Below are 18,431 nucleotides of genomic sequence, written 5' to 3' on the forward strand. Positions count from 1 at the left end.
TTTTGGATGCGAATAGGGGTTCCTAATAAGGTTTATCAGCTTAACTAATAAGTACTATAAGATGATTCTAATTGACCAGGTATTAACAGCTGTGGTAGTTTCAGTATAGATAAATAATTCTGATGAACTTACTGAGAATTAAATTCAATCATCCGAGGTGGATCTTATTGGAACTTCAGGCGAATAACAGCCCATTTACTCAGGAACAGACGGAACTACTTAATCGTTTATTACCTACTCTATCACAAACACAGCTCATTTGGTTAAGTGGATATTTTACCGCCAAACAAGCTGCTGGAACTCAAGTTGTTTCTAGTGATGGACCAAGCAGTCCAGTTTCTACGATCAATGAGGCTTCAGCTCCTGCAGCTGTAGTTAGTAAAGACATTACAGTGCTATTCGGTTCACAAACAGGTAACAGCAGCAGCCTAGCTAAAAAAATGACGAAAAAACTGGAGGAGCAAGGATTCCAAGTGAATCTGAGCTCGATGAGTGACTTTAAGACAAACCAACTTAAAAAGCTTCAAAACCTCCTCATTGTAGTCAGTACTCATGGAGAAGGAGAACCGCCGGATAGTGCAATTGCATTCCATGAGTTTTTGAATAGTAAACGTGCACCGAAGCTTGAACAGCTGAAATATTCCGTTCTTGCGCTCGGGGATACATCTTATGAGTTCTTCTGCCAAACAGGTAAAGATTTTGATACACGCCTTGAAGAACTTGGGGCAAGTCGTCTGACACCGCGTATCGATTGTGATGTTGATTTTGATGAATCTGCTGCGGAATGGATGAGTCAGGTATTAGAATCCCTTGGTGAGAAGTCGGCCGCAAATCTAGTAAGTGTAAGCAGTGTAGGTGCAGTAGCATCTGTTGCCACAGAGTCAGTATATAGCCGCTCCAATCCATTCCAGGCTGAAGTGCTTGAGAATCTGAATCTGAACGGACGAGGATCGGACCGGGAAACAAGGCATTTGGAATTATCACTGGAAGGTTCGGGGCTCACTTATCAGGCAGGCGACAGTCTCGGAATTTATCCGCAGAATCACCCGCAACTCGTTGAGGATATTATCTCAGCTTCAGGGTGGAATGCAGAAGAACTTGTGTCCTTATCCAAAAATAAAGGTGAAGTTTCATTAAGAGAAGCTCTTCGATCCCATTATGAAGTCACTGTTCTTACCAAACCACTGCTTGAGCAGATTGTGAAGATTACAGCAAATGCTGAACTTAGAAAATTGCTTGAACCAGGAAATGAACAGCAGCTCCGCAGTTATATTTCGGAACACGATTTACTTGATCTTATACAGGATTATAAGCTCGAAGGCGTATCTGCTAAAGACTTGGTATCTGTGCTTCGTAAAGTTCCAGCTAGACTGTATTCGATAGCAAGCAGTCCAAGTGCTTATCCAGATGAAGTGCATTTGACGGTGCGTACAGTTCGCTATGAACACAAAGGACGTAATCGGTACGGAGTATGCTCTACACAACTGGCAGAACGCATTCAGCCAGGGGAGACATTACCTGTTTTTATCCAGCATAATGATGGGTTTAAGCTTCCTGATAGCCCTGACGCGCCGATCATCATGATTGGACCAGGTACGGGTGTTGCGCCATTTAGAGCCTTCCTCGGTGAAAGAGAAGAAAACGGCAGCGAGGGCAAGAACTGGCTCTTTTATGGAGATCAGCATTTTGCAACCGACTTTCTCTATCAAGTGGAATGGCAGCGCTGGCTTGCAGACGGAATCCTTACCAATATGGATGTTGCCTTCTCCCGTGACACGGATCAGAAAGTATATGTTCAGCACCGGATGCAGGAAAGAAGCCGGGAAATTTATGAGTGGCTGCAAGAAGGTGCATACATCTATGTGTGCGGGGATGAGAAAAAGATGGCACACGACGTTCATTCCACACTTGCTGCTATCCTTGTACAAGAAGGCGGCATGACGATGGAACAAGCAACCGATTATCTGATAGAGCTTCAACAGCAAAAACGATACCAGCGTGATGTCTATTAAGCCGACGGCTTTTATAGATACGAGAGGAGATTCCAGCATGGCTATAAATGAACTTTATCCACCTCAGAATGCGCCTCACAGTGATGTAGAGGATATTAAACGCCGCAGTGATTTTTTAAGAGGAAGTCTTGTCCAAACTTTACAAGATCCAATCACAGGATCCATTCCTGAAGATGATAACCGGTTAATGAAGCACCACGGAAGTTATATGCAGGATGATCGTGACTTGCGTAATGAGCGTGCCAAGCAAAAACTTGAACCGGCATATCAGTTCATGCTTCGTGTTCGCGCCTCAGGCGGAGTAGTCACGCCGGAACAGTGGCTTATGATGGACCGTATCTCACATAAGTATGGTAATGACACCATCCGTTTAACCACTCGTCAGTCTTTTCAGCTGCATGGAGTACTGAAGTGGAATCTGAAGAGTACCATTCGTGAAGTAAACGATGCGCTGCTCAGCACCTTGGCAGCGTGCGGGGATGTAAACCGGAACGTAATGTGTAATCCGAACCCTTACCAGTCTGAAGTACACGAAGAAGTATACGAGTGGGCTCGCAAAGTAAGTGAGCATCTCGATCCGAGAACGCGTGCTTACCACGAAATCTGGCTGGATGAAGAGAAGATTATCGATAGCCGTGACAACGAATGGGAACAAGAACCGATCTATGGAGCTGTATACTTACCACGTAAGTTTAAGATCGGGATTGCAGTACCTCCAATGAATGATGTCGATGTATTTTCACAGGATTTAGGACTTATCGCCATCGTAGAAGATGAAAAACTGAAGGGATTTAATGTCTCTGTCGGCGGCGGGATGGGAATGTCTCACGGAGATACCAAGACGTATCCGCAAGTGGGTAAGGTCATTGGTTTCTGCACGCCTGAGCAAATGGTTGATATTGCTGAGAAAATTGTAACCATTCAGCGAGACTACGGAGATCGTGCGGTACGGAAGCATGCTCGTTTTAAATATACGATTGATGACCGCGGTATAGACTGGTTGAAGAATGAATTAACCGCAAGACTGGGTTATTCTCTGGAAGAAGCAAGACCTTATGAATTTGATCATAACGGAGATCGTTACGGCTGGATTCAAGGAAGCAATGGGAAGTGGCATTTTACGCTGTTTATCCAGAATGGCCGTATCGTAGATCTTGAGGATTACCCGCTCATGACAGGACTTCGCGAAATTGCTAAGATTCACAAAGGTGATTTCCGCTTAACAGCGAATCAGAACCTGATCATTGGTAATGTAGGGAACAAAAGCAAGAAGAAGATTGAAAAATTGATTCAGGAATACAGACTCACAGATGGACTTCATTATTCTGCTCTTCGCAGAAGCTCGATGGCTTGTGTTGCGCTTCCTACCTGCGGACTGGCTATGGCTGAATCTGAACGTTATTTACCTTCCTTAATGGACAAAATCGAGCCTATGCTCGAACGCAATGGCCTTCGTGATAAAGAGATTGTGATTCGGATGACCGGTTGTCCTAATGGATGTGCTCGTCCGATGCTCGCAGAACTTTCGTTTATTGGAAAAGGTCCTGGTAAGTACAATATGTATTTAGGCGGAGCTCATAATGGATCTCGTCTAAATAAGCTTTATAAGGAAAACATCGGGGAAACCGAGATTTTGGAATCTCTTGAGCCAATCATTTCAAGATATGCTGTAGAACGTTACGATGGTGAACATTTTGGTGATTTTGTGATCCGTGCGGAATACGTAGATGCGGTATATGATGGTCAGCAATTTCATGCGTAATCGATAGTATAGAGAGGCCCCTAGTACAGGTGCCTCTTCTATTTGTTTTTATATCAATTGACATACAAAGAAATCGTTGAAAATACATAGGGTTAATGATAACGTATGCGAAGATGCTGAGCGGCCATCTATAGCAGAGTCTACATAACATTTAATTACATACGATGGGGTGGTACTACAACATGGCAACATTATTTCTGATTATTATTTATCTTTCTTTTATTAGCTTAGGATTACCAGATTCATTGATTGGTGTAGCTTGGCCGGTTATGCAGCCAGATATAGGCGCGTCTTTTGAATCGGCAGGTCTTTTATCTATGGTAGTCGCAGGGGGAACGATCGTATCCAGCCTAGCGAGCGGGAAAATTATTGAGCGGTTAGGGACGGGGTTAGTCACGCTGTTCAGCTGTTTAATGACAGCAGGCGCATTGTTTGGCTTTTCTTTTGCTCCCTCTCTAGCATGGCTTATATTGTTAGCGATTCCACTTGGACTCGGCGCAGGAGCGGTTGATTCAGGGCTTAATCATTATGTTGCATTTCATTATAAAGCACATCATATGAGCTGGCTTCATTGTTTTTGGGGAGTAGGTGCGACCGCAGGTCCTATTATTATGTCCTTTTATATTGCAAGTAATGGCTGGAGAAATGGGTATACTGCTGTTGCATTTGTCCAGTTCGGACTCGTTATACTGCTTTTTGTGACACTGCCGCTGTGGAAAAAGGTCGCTGCACTGCATCAGTCTTCTGGTCCGCAAACTAACGGTACTGATTCTACTGTGGGGGGTGAAGGACAGATCAATGCACCGGACCACTCCAGCATAAAACCACTAAAAATTAGAGGTGTGAAGATTACGCTCATTGCATTCTTATTCTATTGTGGAGTAGAAATGACTGTAGGCTTATGGGGAGCGAGCTTTCTGGTGGGAATAAAAGAGTTATCTGCCGAGACGGCGGCAACGTGGGTATCCATGTATTATGGAGGAATCACCGTAGGCAGATTGATTACGGGGTTTATTACATTAAAAGTGAGTAATCAAACCTTAATCCGTATGGGACAAATAACCGCGCTTTGTGGTGCAGTACTCCTGCTGCTGCCTTTACATAGCATATTTGCTCTCTTTGGTCTTGTTCTCATCGGATTAGGACTTGCCCCGATTTTTCCATGCTTACTGCATGAAACGCCTGTCCGTTTTGGCAAGGAGCACTCTTCACGTATAATGGGATACCAGATGGCCGTTGCTTATACAGGAACGACATTTCTTCCACCATTGTTCGGCCTACTTGCATCGCAATGGACCATTGCTTTATTTCCCGTTGTGGTCTTCCTTTTCATCGTTGCCATGTTTATGGGATCAGAAAAGGTCAACCGTATGATTCAGCATCAGTAATCTGATAAGGATGTGTTACCGTGGCAGAGCCGCTTAAAAATGTATATAATGAAGCTTTTTTGCTTCAGTTAGGTCAAAAGATATCAGCTGTTTATTCTCCTTTTTCAGTAGAATCCTTCATTCAGCAAGTCATGGATGAGAACTGGGAAGAGAAAGCTTTAAAAGAACGAATGCGTACGATCACGTTAGCGATGGGATCTTTTTTACCTGAGAATTACGAGGATTCCATCCAGATCTTATCTACCGTGAGCGAATCTTGTTCTGGTTTTCCATATCTGATCATGCCGGACTTTGTGGAGGTCTTTGGTCAAGAGGAACAGCATTGGGACCTATCCATGCAGGCATTAGAAAAATTCACACAGCATTCCTCTGCGGAGTTTGCAGTAAGGCCATTCATTATCCGCCATCCGGAAAGAATGATGGAACAAATGATGAAGTGGTCTCTACATCCGATTGACCATGTAAGACGTTTAGCCAGTGAAGGGTGCAGACCTAGACTGCCTTGGGGACAGGCGCTCACCCTTTTTAAACAAGATCCAGCTCCGATTCTTCCGATTCTGGAACAATTAAAGGCAGATCCTTCTCTATATGTACGCAAGAGTGTTGCCAATAACTTAAATGACATAGCCAAGGATCATCCGAATATCGTAATAGAAACGGCGCGTAGATGGATGGGGCATGCCCCCCATACGGACTGGATTGTAAGACACGGCTGCAGAACACTGATACGTAAAGCAGAACCAGAGGTGATGGCTCTCTTCGGATATGCTGAATCAGCGGAAGGGACAGCATTAGTAACTGAGGCAGCGATTACGGCGAGTCCGGCTGCCTTGCACATCGGAGAAAGCTGTGATCTTAGTTATAACCTAATTGTAAGGGAAGGCGATCCTGCGCGGCTGCGTATCGAGTACGGAATTGATTTTGTGAAGTCCAGCGGACAAGTTTCACGTAAGAAGTTTCTATTGTCTGATAAAACGGTAGCGGGAGGAACACGTCTCAGTGGATCTAGAAAACACCGCTGGGCTGATCTAACGACCCGCAAGCATTATGTCGGGGTTCACCGAATCGCACTCCTCATTAATGGGCAGGAATCAGCATTTACGGAGATTGATTTGAAGCCTGCTAACTTCTCTGATTAATCCCTTTGAATTTATATACCTACGACCGAGACTGCTCAACTTCATTGAGCAGTCTTTTTTACGTCAACTCGGGGTAGGTTCCTATTGATAATCTAGCTTTGTTTCTTAAGATGAAGATGAGCAAAAGGACACTTGGACTCTGCCGTCGAAGTATTATCATCATTTAGGAAATACTGCTTCCATTCATAATTGTCCTGACTTCCGTATGTTTGGAGATCGGGATGAATACCCACCTCGTCATAAGCTTCAATTCGTTCTCTTATTTTTGTTTTGAGCTGTGCAGATGCTTGAGCATTGGAATTAAACTCGGTAAGTACCCAGCGCGGCGTTATCGCATATATAAAATACGGGAAATAGCGGCTTTGTCTGCGATCGTGTGCGGGGGTTGCGCAGTACATAAAATACTGTTCGCCCGCATAACAATATTCCCATACATGATGATGCGGATCGGTTGGGATATGAGAGGGCCATTCTTCTTGATCCCTGCTGCTAACTTTACTTAGGACGTCCCAGAACAATTGACGATAATCAGAGACCTGGTAGTTCTTTTGTATATCTGGCGGAGTATCGAAGAAAGCAATTAATGAAGTATATTTACCAAATGCTTGAGACTGCTCTCCATACATACTCAGCAGTTCAGCAAGTTCATCAGCTGCCTGATCGGACCTCGGATCACTAAGAAAACCATATCTAAAGTGATTTAATTTAAATCCAATTGTAGCAGGTATACAAGGAAACTTATGTGTTTTATCTGTCATTTTAGATTCAAAAAGTTGAAAGGCATCTTGCTGCCATCCCCCTAGTGACAAAGTGCTTAGCTTTTCTTTCTCAAACAAGAGCATGTATGACTTCCTCCTTTGTTGCTAACGTATTAATGGAGGTCGTTATGTGTGTTTGTCCTATCTATTTAGTTTTAGTATGAAAGGAACGAATAGATGATCATAACCTTTATCATTGCTTGTGAAATCGGATTTTGGATATTTGTATTGGGCGGTCTCTACTGCAGGTATGTATTACAGAAGAAAAGACTCGGAAATATACTTCTCTTCTGTACTCCGGTCATTGATCTTGCTCTGCTTGTTGCTACTGTAATTAGTCTTCAAAATGGTACCCCTGCGACGTTTGCTCACGCACTAGCTGCTGTATATATTGGTGTGTCGATCGGGCTAGGACATCGAATGATTAGTTGGATGGATCAGAGGTTTGCTTATTGGTTTGCCAAAGGGCCAAAACCGCAGAAGAAGTATGGAAAAGAACATGCTAGAGAAGAAATGCGAGGCTTTGCCGCCCACTTGGTGTCTTGGCTGATTGGCTGCTCGCTGCTATACGGTATGATAATTTGGATAAATAACGAGTTGAATTCGGAACCTTTCCGAGAAACGATAAAGGTCTGGTCTATTATCCTTGTTTTTGATCTATTGATCAGTGCAAGCTACACGCTTTGGCCTCGTCTTGAAAAGCAGAGTAAAACAACTAATTAGCATAAAATTGTTATGAAAGTTTGAAGGATGCCAAAAGGCATTCTTCTTTGTATTTAAAGTACGTAGATGGGCTGTAATCTATCATTATGATTAAATTTACATATAGAAATAAGGAGCTTTTATGAAAAAGCGTTACTGATCTTGTCTGGGAGGGTATAGATAATCAGATGCAAGATCGGGTTCAGATACGTATTTGCCTCAAGATTATACTAGAAAAGGATGAGGATACATGAAAAAGACAATTGCAGATGCGGTAGTAGATTCTCTTATTAACGCAGGAGTGAAACGGATTTATGGAATCGTTGGCGATTCTTTGAATGCGGTACTCGACTCCGTTCGAAGATCAGGAAAAATCGAATGGATTCATGTACGGCATGAAGAAGTGGCTGCATTTGCAGCAGGCGCGGATGCGGAATTAGAAGGAAGTATTGCTGTATGTGCAGGGAGCAGCGGACCTGGGAATCTCCATCTAATTAATGGACTCTATGATTGTTACCGGAATCGTGTACCCGTGCTGGCCTTGGCTGCGCAGATTCCAAGTGACGAAACCGGCAGCGGTTATTTTCAGGAGACTCATCCGGAGCAGATATTCCAGGAATGCAGTGCTTTCTGTGAAGTAATTATGACAAAAAAACAAATGCCTCGAACGATTTCGATGGCGATTCAGACAGCTGTTGCTAACTCCACGGTATCTGTTGTTATTCTGCCCGGGGATATCGCGGCATTAGAAGCAGGAGAAGATGAAGTGCCCGAGCAGACTTCGTATATTACGAAACCGGTGATTCATCCTTCTGAAGAGGAATTAGCAATCCTTGCTGGGTATTTGAATGCAGGTAAAAATGTAACTTTGCTCTGCGGGGCAGGGGCAAAAGATGCTCGCAAAGAGCTCATGGAGCTCTGTAGTATTTTGAAATCCCCTATGGTAACGGCTCTGCGCGGTAAGGAGTATTTAGAAGACAATAATCCGTATTTCGTCGGTCTGACGGGTCTTCTTGGATACTCTTCTGGATACAAAGCAGTTATGGACTGTGATGTCCTGTTCATGCTTGGTACTGACTTCCCTTATCGGCAGTTCTATCCGGAGAATGCAACCATACTCCAAGTGGATATCGATGCATCCCATTTGGGTAGACGGACTCCTCTTACGTATGGATTATGCGGAACGGTAAAAGATACGCTGCAGAAACTTAAGCCTTATCTAACGATAAAAGAAGATACAAAACATCTCGAGAAGTCTGTAGAACGTTATGTAAAAGATCGGAAAGAACTCGATGGATATGCTGAATTTAAACCGGGGCATACGCCGATCCATCCTCAGTATGTAACTCGTCTAATCAATGAAATGGCATCCGATGATGCCATATTCACTTGTGATGTCGGAACACCTACCGTTTGGGCTGCTCGTTATTTAGAGCTACACGGCGAGCGCCGTCTATTAGGTTCGTTTATTCATGGAACCATGGCAAATGCTTTGCCTCAAGCCATCGGTGCACAGGTAGCTGCTCCGGATCGTCAAGTGATTTCACTCTCCGGTGATGGCGGACTTTCGATGCTGCTTGGAGATCTACTAACGCTTAAACAGCATCAGCTCCCCATCAAAGTGATTGTGTATAACAATGATGCGCTTGGTTTTGTGGAACTGGAGATGAAAGCAGCGGGATATTTAGAAACCGGGACAGACCTATCTAATCCGAACTTTGCAGCTGTAGCAAGTGGTCTTGGGATTGAAGGGATCAGGGTAGATAATCCAGAAGATCTTCCAGCCGCCTTAGAACGAGCTTTCATGATTGATGGTCCTGTTATTGTAGATGTGGCAGTGAATCGCCAAGAACTGTCTATGCCGCCGAAGATTAGTCTAGAGCAAGCGCAAGGTTTCACGATATGGGCTGCAAAAGCGTTGCTGAATGGAGAAGGTAATAAAATCATTGATCTCGCGAAAAGTAACCTATTAAGATAATTGGTAAGATACCATGGATGGTCAATTTTATAATACAGACTTGACTACTGGGAATAATTGGTTTAATCTATTCTCCATAGCTAAGCCGATTGGACAGCCAAAGGCTCTAAGTCTCTCTTTTCTTATGATTAGAGAGGCCTAGAGCCTTTTTGTATATCTGCAAAGCTTAAAAACGCTGTTACATAGGATCGAGAGGAGATAGATACATGGGACACCCTACAATTTATCCGACAGGAACCACCGTTTATTTACCTAACAAAGCATGGAGTGGCTACACCATCTTTCAAGCCGCAGATACGGGAGCTCTGCTCATTGATATGAATGGGAGAGAAGTGCGCTTATGGAAAGGACTTAGAGGTTTTCCGAATAAACTGTTCCCGGGCGGTTATGTTCTTGGAAGCACCGCAGAGCGAGATCCGAAGTATGGATTTCAGGATGAAGCCAATTTGGTTCAAGTTGATTGGGACGGTAATGTGGTATGGAAGTTCGACCATTATGAATGGATTGAAGATCCTGGACACAGCGGAGAATGGATGGCTCGTCAGCATCATGATTATCAGCGTGAAGTAAGCTCTGTAGGATACTATGCTCCTAATCAGGAACCGAAGATTGACTCGGGTAACACTCTCATTTTGGCTCATAAAAATGTAAACCGTCCTGAAATATCTGATATCGAACTGCTTGATGATACGATTATTGAAGTTGATTATGAAGGCAATATCGTGTGGGAATGGGCCGTCAGTGACCATTTTGATGAACTTGGATTTGATGAGGAAGCAAAACAAGCGATTTATAAAGATCCGAATACTCGGGGATTTGGTGAACATGCGGGGGACTGGATGCATATTAATTCCGTTTCGGTTCTTGGACCCAATAAACATTATGATGCGGGTGACCAACGTTTTCATCCAGATAACATCATATGGGATGCAAGAGAATCGAATATTATCGCCATTATTGATAAAACATCCGGAAAAATTGTCTGGCAGCTTGGGCCAAACTATGATACGGAAGAAACGAAGCACATTGGCTGGATTATCGGTCAACATCATGCTCATCTTGTACCTAAAGGTCTTCCTGGAGAAGGAAACATCCTTATTTTTGATAATGGCGGTTGGGGTGGTTATGGCCGGCCTGGTACGGTATCCTCTGATGGGCTAAAAGTGGCTCGTCGTGATTATTCACGTGTACTTGAGATTAATCCCGTTACTCTTGAGATTGAATGGCAATACACGCCTACAGAAGCAGGATTCGTTGCTCCGCTGGATTCATACCGCTTCTATAGTCCGTATATCAGCTCTGCGCAGCGTTTGCCAAATGGAAATACGCTAATTACAGAGGGAGCAGATGGACGAATATTTGAGGTAACAAGAGATCATGAACTGGTATGGGAATATATTTCCCCCTATAAAAACAAACGAAATGCAAACATGGTATACCGTGCTTACCGAGTTCCTTACGAATGGGTACCACAGCTTGAACTTCCAGTTCAGACGGAGATCGCCCCGATCAGCGTTGCCGATTTCCGTTTGCCTGGGGCTGCGCCAAGGGGGGCTGCCGTTACCGTAGTCATTGAAGGAGCCGTCACCTATGATGATGGAGCCTTTTGTGTAGCTACCACAGATGAGTCACTGCTCAAAGATGCAGATGTAGCGGAGTGAACGGATTATACGGAACGTATTCGGCTGCGCTATTAATAATAGAAGATCTGTAGAAATAACATAAAAAACCTCTTTCTCTAATCATACTGAGAAAGAGGTTTTTATTTTTTGATTTAACTTAGAGATAAAAGGTCATCCGTATCACAATAACGTTAATTCTTTACCTTTAACAGCTTCGCAATAAAGACGGCTGCTTCCGCGCGGGTGGTTAATTGCTTGGGAGCAAACCGATTTTGTCCCACACCGCTTACAAGACCTGATTTAACGCCTGCTGCAACATATGGAACTGCCCATGCGGGAACAGAATCTTTATCCGTAAAGGAGAGGGAGGCGTTGTTATTTACCGTAAGCCCTGCTGCACGAACCATCCAGGTCGTTATTTCTGAGCGATTCAGTTGTTTACCAGCTCTAAATGTACCGTCTGTATACCCGCTTACAATCCCTGCTTCTACAGCTTGAGAGATATAAGAGGATGCCCAAGATGGTATTTGCTTTGCATCCGTAAAGGCAAGTGAATTTGTTGTTTCCTTCATTTGTAAAGCACGGACTAGCATCGTAATAAATTCAGCACGATTGATATGCGCATTTGGTTTAAACGTCTCATCTTGATAGCCATTTATATATCCTGCAGTGACACCAGACTGAATGGCGCTCTCTGCCCAGTGACCAGAAATGTCTTTTAAAGATACCACTGGATCCGTGCTTGCTGCTGTGTCTTTCTTGATGATTCCGAATTGATCTACAATGAAAGGCTGAGCTTCATTTTTATTTTGGTCGATTTCATACGTGACTGCAGTAAACTTGTCTCCGTCAATCGTGATACCTACAAAATTTTGTACTTGGCTTCGTTTTGGTCTGTCATTTTTATCTGGGTCTGGTCCATATATCGCCGCATGATGCTCTTCAGCCTTTTCGAAAAGACTATAGTAGCTGTCTCCGAGTTCTTCGCTTTTATTTTTGTAATATACCTTTGGCCCCGCTGTCGCTGGAATAACGTAGATACTGCCGTCTGGATTCACACTGTATTCAATTGTTTCTCCATTTAATGTTTCCGTTATTTTCTCTGGTGAGGTTGCTTTTCCTTCAGAAGTGATCGGTTTTGTACGTGCGTAAATATGATCGTGCCCCTGCATAACAAAATCAATATCAAGCTGTGCCATGAGTGGTGCGATTTGGTTACGTACGCCATTCTCACCCATAATATCTTCATCTGTTGCGTGGTTAGAAGTCGTATAAGGACCTTTATGAATGTTTACAATAATCCACTTTGCTCCCGCTTTTTTCGCAGCAGTTGCGTCCTTCTTTAACCATTCCACTTGTTCTTCAGAAAAATTAGCATATTCGGCCGAATTTTCATTTGAGTTCAGTACGATAAAATGCGCATTGCTGTAATCAAAAGAGTAATATGCTCCTGTTTCTGTAGCAGAGCCGTCAGGTTCGTTGATATGGAAGTGTTCATAAAAAGCAAAGTTCTCATCTTCATGATTACCTGCAGAAGGAACAATCGTTGTCTGCAGCAGGCTATCTTGAGAATGACCTAAGAGCCAGTTCCACTGATCTTCTTTCGTTCCTGTATCTACAATATCGCCATTGTGAACGACAAACTGAGCGTTAGTAACGGTTTGAAGTGCTTTTTCAAGGGTTTCGGAAGAGAGGATCGCTTCTTCTTCTGTTTTTGCTTGCGTATCCGCCATATCAATAAAAGTAAATGCACCACTGTCGGGAGCCGTCTGGAATGTACCTGTCTTACTCCATACTCCTCGCACTTTGTCACCTACACGATAGTAATAAACCGTATTTGCTTCAAGACCCGAAGCCTCTGCTTTATGTACAAGCTCTTCTTGTGAATTGGTGGATATCGAAGAGGTGCCTGTAAAAGTGAGGGCTTTGTTAAAATCAGGCTCTGCCCCAGTTTTCTTGATTACTTGAACGGTACTGTCCGTAAGTTGTTTAGAAGTATACCATGTAAACCCTTTAGAACTTGTTGTATCTCCATAAAAGGTGGTTGTTACTTTGCTGATCTCCTGATTCTGTAGTGAACCTGATCGTTCTGCTGATTCTGCGCTAGCCGGCAAGGCTGAAGGAATAGTGACCAAGCTAAGCACCAGAATAAACGATAACATAAATGCCGATCCTTTTTTGAACATGTTAATCATTAAGTACACTCCTCTGTATGATGTATATGTCAAATCCGACATGACAAGCATAACAACCGTTTGTTAATTCTAAGGTTTGAATAATAGCGTATTATGTAAAGTATGATCTAAAACATTAAACAAATGTAAAAATGCATATACGGTTGTGTGATCCTTTATAAGATGTCCAATTCAAAGAATCTATCTAATGAATCGTTTATCTTTTTATATCTGTTGTTAGAGGGAGAAGGATGACTTGTGCATAATATAATGATGTTATAGCTTTCATAGCGAAAACAGGAGAGGGTGGATCAGATGGGAGAACCTACTTTTCTTGAGACAGGTCATATGACGGAAGGATTTCCTATACGCGTGATTCATACGAGTAGACAATTCAATTATGCCTCTCACTGGCATGAAGAAGTTGAAATGGTCGTTGTGAGGGGGAAGAATGCGAAGATTAGAGTATATAACCGTCTTTATGAACTTGAGCAGGGAGATATACTGATTATTAAACCGGGGGATGTACATTGTTTCTTGCCGGGTACGGATCAGCTTACCATTCTTTTATTTCGTCTAGAACTGATCACGGGAAGCTTCATAGTCACAGAAGATACAAAGGAAATGATAGATCTTTTTAATGAGACTACCATAATACCTTCTACTATCTGTTGTGAAAATAATCTGAGCTCCTATTTAGATATTTTATCCGATGAAAGCACCAAACAGCAGGCGGGATACCGCTGGTCCATGATTGCCAGGTTTTATGATTTCATTGTTCATTTATTGCGTATAAAAACACCAACATCTCAAACTTCTAATTCGGGGCGAGTATGTTCACCATCTAAGAAGTTTGAATTCATCGAATCGATCTGTGAGTACCTAGAAGAGCACTATGCGGAAAATATTAAGCTCGATCAGGTGGCGGAGCATATTAAATTCAGTAAGTTTTACGTATGTACACTGTTTAAAGAGCTTAAGGGAGTCACACTAATGGAGTATTTAAATCATTTTCGCATTATCAAATCGGAATGGGCATTACTTTTCAGTAAAGACTCTATTCTGGATATCTCCATAAGGCACGGATTTAACAATATCAACTCCTACAATCGGCTATTTAAAAAATACAACAACTGCACTCCCACCGAATTTCGAAAGAAGCATCGAACAAAGATCACAACATATGAAGGATGATTCGCAATATCTGAAGAGAAAGACAACCGCAAAATCAATATACTCTAATAAATTGTAAGCGTTTACTTTAATGGAGGAGGGGGCAAATGAAGAAGAAGTTCAATCGAAAATATATTTCGGTCATTGCTATTCTTACTGCGGCAATGATGTTATCTGGATGCAGAGCCACAGGAACGACCCATTCAAAACAAGAGGAGATTACAATTTGGAGTTTTACTGATGAAGCGGGTTATGCGATTGAGAAATTTGAAGAAAAATATCCAGACATTAAAGTGAACTTCGTCAATATCCCTGGGAGTTTCTATATTACGAAATTGAAATCAGCACTACAGACCGCATCCAAAGCACCCGATGTCTTTATGATTGAGAATGCTAATATAAGAGAGCTCATTGATGTTCCTTATTTAGAGAATTTATCAGCAACACCATATGATGCGAATGAGCTAATTAAGGAGCAATACCCTTTTGTTCAGTCTAATGAGAAGGATAGCGAAGGAAACGTCAGAGCGATTGGCTATCAGGGCACACCAGGAGGGATCTATTACCGCAGAGATTTGGCAAAACAATATTTGGGGACGGATGACCCGAAGAAAGTTAGCCAGATGATTAGCACCTGGGAGGACATTTTTAAGATAGGAGAGCGGGTACAGCAGGAAAGCGGCAATAAGGTTCATGCGCTGGCGAACTGGAATGCGATATCGAATTCATATGACGGTATTCCTTGGGTCAAGGATGGGAAATTCGTCATTGATGATACCTATATGAAGGTTCTGGATCTTGTGCGTGAAGCTCGTCAGCGGCGTGTGCTTGGGGAGTATGACGATGGAAGTGCCGGCTATGCTGCATCGATGCAAAAAGGTCAGGTTATGTTCTATCCAGGAGCAACCTGGGCACTGCAGTATACATTTAAGGCGAATGCACCGGATACTAAGGGACTTTGGGGTCTCGCTCAGGGACCATCTGCTTTTAGTTCAGGCGGCACGTATATTGCGATGTATAGCAAAAGTGATAAAAAGGATCTTGCTTGGAAGTTTATTGAGTTTTATAACTTTGATCATGATTTTTTATCTGAACTTGCAAAAGAACAGGATTATTTTACTAGCAATATGGTTGTGAATGATGAGCTTGCAAAAACGGTTACTTCTGATTATTTAGGAGGGCAGAAACATTTTGAGTTCTTCTCAGAGGCAGCAAAGCAGGTACCTGTGTATGAGCGAACCAAATACGATACGACCATTAATGCGGATATTTTTAAAATTGTACTTCAGTTGTATCTTAATAACGACATTCAGACCAAAGAAGAAGCAGTGAAGAGAATAAAAAGGGATGTGAAATTAAGGTTTCCGGAACTAGAAGTCGATTAGCTTAAGATTAGCGGCTATACATTTCCGATGACGGGGGGTACCATTCATGTTTGCTAAGTCGATCCGCAAAGACCACTACGGTTACTACTTCATTGCGCCATTCTTTCTCATTTTCCTCATATTTGGACTCTATCCTATTCTTTACTCTCTATATCTTAGTTTTACGAATTGGGACGGAATCACTTCCCCCGAGTTTGTCGGACTAGGTAACTATATTGCTGTTCTACAAGATCCTCTGTTTTATAAAACACTCTTTAACACGCTTTTTATCTGGGGAGTCTCCGTTGTTCCGCAGCTTACCGTTTCTCTTGTGCTCGCCTTTATTCTCAACGATAAACTACTGAAGGGGCGAGACATCTTCCGAGCCGTCTATTTCTTCCCGAATATCGTTACTGCTGCATCGCTGGGTCTGCTTGTAAGTCTAATCTTTGATTGGCAGTCTGGGGGGCTGAATCACTTTCTGGTTCAAGTCGGAATCATCGATGATCCAATCAATTGGAAGAATGATCCTTGGTTTATGCGCCTTATTGTTTCTTCGATTCTATTCTTTCAATATTTTGGGTACTCCATGGTTATCTATCTTGCCGGACTGCAAGGAATAGATCCTTCGCTGCAAGAAGCTGCGCAAATTGATGGTGCTGAGAAAAAGCATATTTTCTTTCATATCATTGTGCCGATGCTTCGTCCGATCATTCTCTTTCAGATTATTACGTCCATCATTGGAGGTATCCAAATTTTTGATCAGCCGTTTACACTGACGAATGGCTCAGGCGGTCCGGATCGTGCAGCGATGACAAGTATCATGTATCTATATAATGTCGCATTCCAGAGTACTCGTTTTGGTTATGGAGCTGCCATTGCCTTTTGTTTATTCGTAATCATCATTCTGTTCTCAGCCATATCCTTTATGATGACCAAGCGGAAGAGCAGTTCATAGGGAGGAGGGAAATTATATGCAACCGGCAAAAATGGCAGATCAGCCTATCGCTGTACAGAAGCAAACCAACATGAAGAGTATGACAATAGGGAAAATACTAGTGTATTTCATTCTAGTGAGCCTCGCGATCATCTGTATCATCCCTTTTTATTTAATGCTCATCTATTCCACACATAACAATGCAACGATTGCATCAATGTTTACTTTCCTTCCTGGACAGTTTCTTATCGATAATTATCTCAACATGGCTTCTAAAATAAATATCTGGAGAGGTTTCGCCAACAGCTTTTTTATTGCGGGATCTTCTACCGTACTCTCTTTATATATAGGGGCGCTTACCGCATATGGTTTTGCTAAGTATAAGTTTAAAGGACGTACAGGACTGTTCTTGTTTCTGCTCGCTACGATGATGGTTCCAGGCCAGCTTGCTCTAATCGGAATGTATCGCTTGTTTAGTACACTTGGGCTTCTAGACAGTTATGCGGCAATTATTTTACCCGCAGCGGCAAATGCCTTTAATGTGTTTTTTATCAAACAGTTTATTGAAGGCAGTATTCCCGATGAAATTATTGAATCTGCTCGTGTAGATAGCGCAGGAGAGTTTCGAACATTTAATCAGATTGTGTTACCGATTCTTGGACCTGCTATTGCGGCACTCGGGATCTTTACGTTTATTGGATCATGGAATAACTTTCTCACACCGCTCGTCCTTCTTTTCTCACTAGATAAATATCCGCTCCCTGTGCTCGTCGCTTTGGTGCAAGGATATTATGGAATGGACTATGGATTACTCTATTTAGGTGTGGCTATCTCGATCGTACCTATTATCATTGTATTTTCGATCTTCTCAAGACAAATTATAGGCAGCGTAGCGCTTGGGGCTGTGAAAGGATAGTTTAGGATATAAGGTTAAAGTTAAAATACAAACATAGCAAAGCTGCTCTGCTTAATTCGCAGGTAGCTTTGTTTTTTGTAATGGGCACAAGTTCACGCATTCCGGTGATCTGTTGAAGAATGATGGATGAATGGGTTATTAACTAGGAACATACGTTCTCTCGTCCGTCATTATCAAACATTTTGAATCTAAATAGACGTAATTAGTGGTCGTTTTGTAGCGTGGCGATAAAGAAATGCTGCTTACGACAGCACCCTGGGGAATACTTCATATCCATAAAGCTGTATTCATGAGAAAAAGGAGGGGTCAATTACCTTATATCAGCTTTAAAAGGGGATTAAAGTAAAATTTATACGGATATATAGCTAAAAATGATCAAAAAATGCGGTTTTTACGGACACCGAACATATGTTCTAAAATGAGAATAGTATCAAAAACTATAGATGAAAGAGCTTAAAATCAGAAGATTTCTTCTTTTTATATCTAAAAATGAGTGTACAAGAACA

General features: G+C 42.5%; 13 protein-coding genes and 1 pseudogene. 11 read left to right on the plus strand and 3 right to left on the minus strand.

Features of this window, described 5'->3' with window-relative positions; all coding sequences use genetic code 11:
- Nucleotides 1–167: 167 nt before the first annotated feature.
- The 4 genes from KJS58_RS15905 to KJS58_RS15920 all read left to right on the plus strand — a co-directional run bounded on the left by KJS58_RS15905 (nucleotide 168) and on the right by KJS58_RS15920 (nucleotide 6,301).
- The gene (locus tag KJS58_RS15905) at nucleotides 168–2,012 is read left to right on the plus strand and encodes an assimilatory sulfite reductase (NADPH) flavoprotein subunit (protein WP_213533908.1); all 1,845 of its coding nucleotides are present in this window, start codon (nucleotides 168–170) and stop codon (nucleotides 2,010–2,012) included.
- Between the two features lie 37 nt (nucleotides 2,013–2,049).
- Nucleotides 2,050–3,774 (plus strand): assimilatory sulfite reductase (NADPH) hemoprotein subunit, encoded by a 1,725-nt coding sequence (cysI, locus tag KJS58_RS15910; protein ID WP_213533806.1) that lies wholly within the window; start codon nucleotides 2,050–2,052, stop codon nucleotides 3,772–3,774.
- Between the two features lie 182 nt (nucleotides 3,775–3,956).
- Nucleotides 3,957–5,162, plus strand: coding sequence for an MFS transporter (locus KJS58_RS15915; protein ID WP_213533808.1), 1,206 nt, complete (start codon nucleotides 3,957–3,959; stop codon nucleotides 5,160–5,162).
- A 20-nt stretch (nucleotides 5,163–5,182) separates the two neighbouring features.
- Entirely contained in the window at nucleotides 5,183–6,301 is a 1,119-nt protein-coding gene (locus KJS58_RS15920) for a DNA alkylation repair protein (protein WP_213533810.1), read from the plus strand.
- Nucleotides 6,302–6,393: 92 nt separating this feature from the next.
- Here the strand turns inward: KJS58_RS15920 and KJS58_RS15925 are convergent, their stop codons facing one another.
- Nucleotides 6,394–7,143 (minus strand): YqcI/YcgG family protein, encoded by a 750-nt coding sequence (locus KJS58_RS15925; protein ID WP_213533812.1) that lies wholly within the window; start codon nucleotides 7,141–7,143, stop codon nucleotides 6,394–6,396.
- 93 nt (nucleotides 7,144–7,236) lie between these two features.
- Between KJS58_RS15925 and KJS58_RS15930 the strand changes: the two genes are divergently transcribed.
- The 3 genes from KJS58_RS15930 (at nucleotide 7,237) to KJS58_RS15940 (ending at nucleotide 11,400) form a co-directional block, all read left to right on the plus strand.
- Nucleotides 7,237–7,782 carry a hypothetical protein gene (locus KJS58_RS15930; protein ID WP_213533814.1) on the plus strand — a complete coding sequence of 182 codons (546 nt, stop codon included), beginning with the start codon at nucleotides 7,237–7,239 and terminating at the stop codon, nucleotides 7,780–7,782.
- 229 nt (nucleotides 7,783–8,011) lie between these two features.
- Entirely contained in the window at nucleotides 8,012–9,739 is a 1,728-nt protein-coding gene (gene poxB, locus KJS58_RS15935) for a ubiquinone-dependent pyruvate dehydrogenase (protein WP_213533816.1), read from the plus strand.
- 206 nt (nucleotides 9,740–9,945) lie between these two features.
- Nucleotides 9,946–11,400, plus strand: a complete 1,455-nt coding sequence (locus tag KJS58_RS15940; protein WP_213533818.1) for an aryl-sulfate sulfotransferase — start codon at nucleotides 9,946–9,948, stop codon at nucleotides 11,398–11,400.
- Between the two features lie 152 nt (nucleotides 11,401–11,552).
- Here KJS58_RS15940 and KJS58_RS25805 read toward each other — a convergent pair whose 3' ends face one another.
- The gene (locus tag KJS58_RS25805; protein ID WP_374705825.1) at nucleotides 11,553–12,092 is read right to left on the minus strand and encodes an S-layer homology domain-containing protein; all 540 of its coding nucleotides are present in this window, start codon (nucleotides 12,090–12,092) and stop codon (nucleotides 11,553–11,555) included.
- Between the two features lie 24 nt (nucleotides 12,093–12,116).
- Nucleotides 12,117–13,556: pseudogene (locus KJS58_RS15945) on the minus strand (purple acid phosphatase family protein); the annotation flags it as partial.
- 294 nt (nucleotides 13,557–13,850) lie between these two features.
- Here KJS58_RS15945 and KJS58_RS15950 point away from each other — a divergent pair.
- From KJS58_RS15950 to KJS58_RS15965, 4 genes are all read left to right on the plus strand, one after another.
- Entirely contained in the window at nucleotides 13,851–14,729 is an 879-nt protein-coding gene (locus KJS58_RS15950) for an AraC family transcriptional regulator (RefSeq protein ID WP_213533822.1), read from the plus strand.
- Nucleotides 14,730–14,815: 86 nt separating this feature from the next.
- Entirely contained in the window at nucleotides 14,816–16,093 is a 1,278-nt protein-coding gene (locus tag KJS58_RS15955) for an ABC transporter substrate-binding protein (RefSeq protein WP_213533824.1), read from the plus strand.
- Nucleotides 16,094–16,139: 46 nt separating this feature from the next.
- On the plus strand, nucleotides 16,140–17,030 hold the full coding sequence (locus KJS58_RS15960; protein ID WP_213533826.1) for a carbohydrate ABC transporter permease: 891 nt from the start codon (nucleotides 16,140–16,142) through the stop codon (nucleotides 17,028–17,030).
- A 16-nt stretch (nucleotides 17,031–17,046) separates the two neighbouring features.
- Nucleotides 17,047–17,925 carry a carbohydrate ABC transporter permease gene (locus tag KJS58_RS15965; RefSeq protein WP_213533829.1) on the plus strand — a complete coding sequence of 293 codons (879 nt, stop codon included), beginning with the start codon at nucleotides 17,047–17,049 and terminating at the stop codon, nucleotides 17,923–17,925.
- The last annotated feature ends 506 nt before the right edge of the window (nucleotides 17,926–18,431 follow it).

It is taken from the genome of Paenibacillus sp. J45TS6 (genome assembly GCF_018403285.1).
Lineage (GTDB): Bacteria > Bacillota > Bacilli > Paenibacillales > Paenibacillaceae > Paenibacillus.

Coding starts and splice junctions, on each gene's coding strand:
- KJS58_RS15950 (WP_213533822.1), top strand. CDS start 13,851: ATGGGAGAACCTACTTTTCTTGAGACAGGTCATATGACGGAAGGATTT.
- KJS58_RS15955 (WP_213533824.1), top strand. CDS start 14,816: ATGAAGAAGAAGTTCAATCGAAAATATATTTCGGTCATTGCTATTCTT.
- poxB (WP_213533816.1), top strand. CDS start 8,012: ATGAAAAAGACAATTGCAGATGCGGTAGTAGATTCTCTTATTAACGCA.
- KJS58_RS15915 (WP_213533808.1), top strand. CDS start 3,957: ATGGCAACATTATTTCTGATTATTATTTATCTTTCTTTTATTAGCTTA.
- KJS58_RS15940 (WP_213533818.1), top strand. CDS start 9,946: ATGGGACACCCTACAATTTATCCGACAGGAACCACCGTTTATTTACCT.
- KJS58_RS15930 (WP_213533814.1), top strand. CDS start 7,237: ATGATCATAACCTTTATCATTGCTTGTGAAATCGGATTTTGGATATTT.
- KJS58_RS15965 (WP_213533829.1), top strand. CDS start 17,047: ATGCAACCGGCAAAAATGGCAGATCAGCCTATCGCTGTACAGAAGCAA.
- cysI (WP_213533806.1), top strand. CDS start 2,050: ATGGCTATAAATGAACTTTATCCACCTCAGAATGCGCCTCACAGTGAT.
- KJS58_RS15960 (WP_213533826.1), top strand. CDS start 16,140: ATGTTTGCTAAGTCGATCCGCAAAGACCACTACGGTTACTACTTCATT.
- KJS58_RS15925 (WP_213533812.1), bottom strand. CDS start 7,143: ATGCTCTTGTTTGAGAAAGAAAAGCTAAGCACTTTGTCACTAGGGGGA.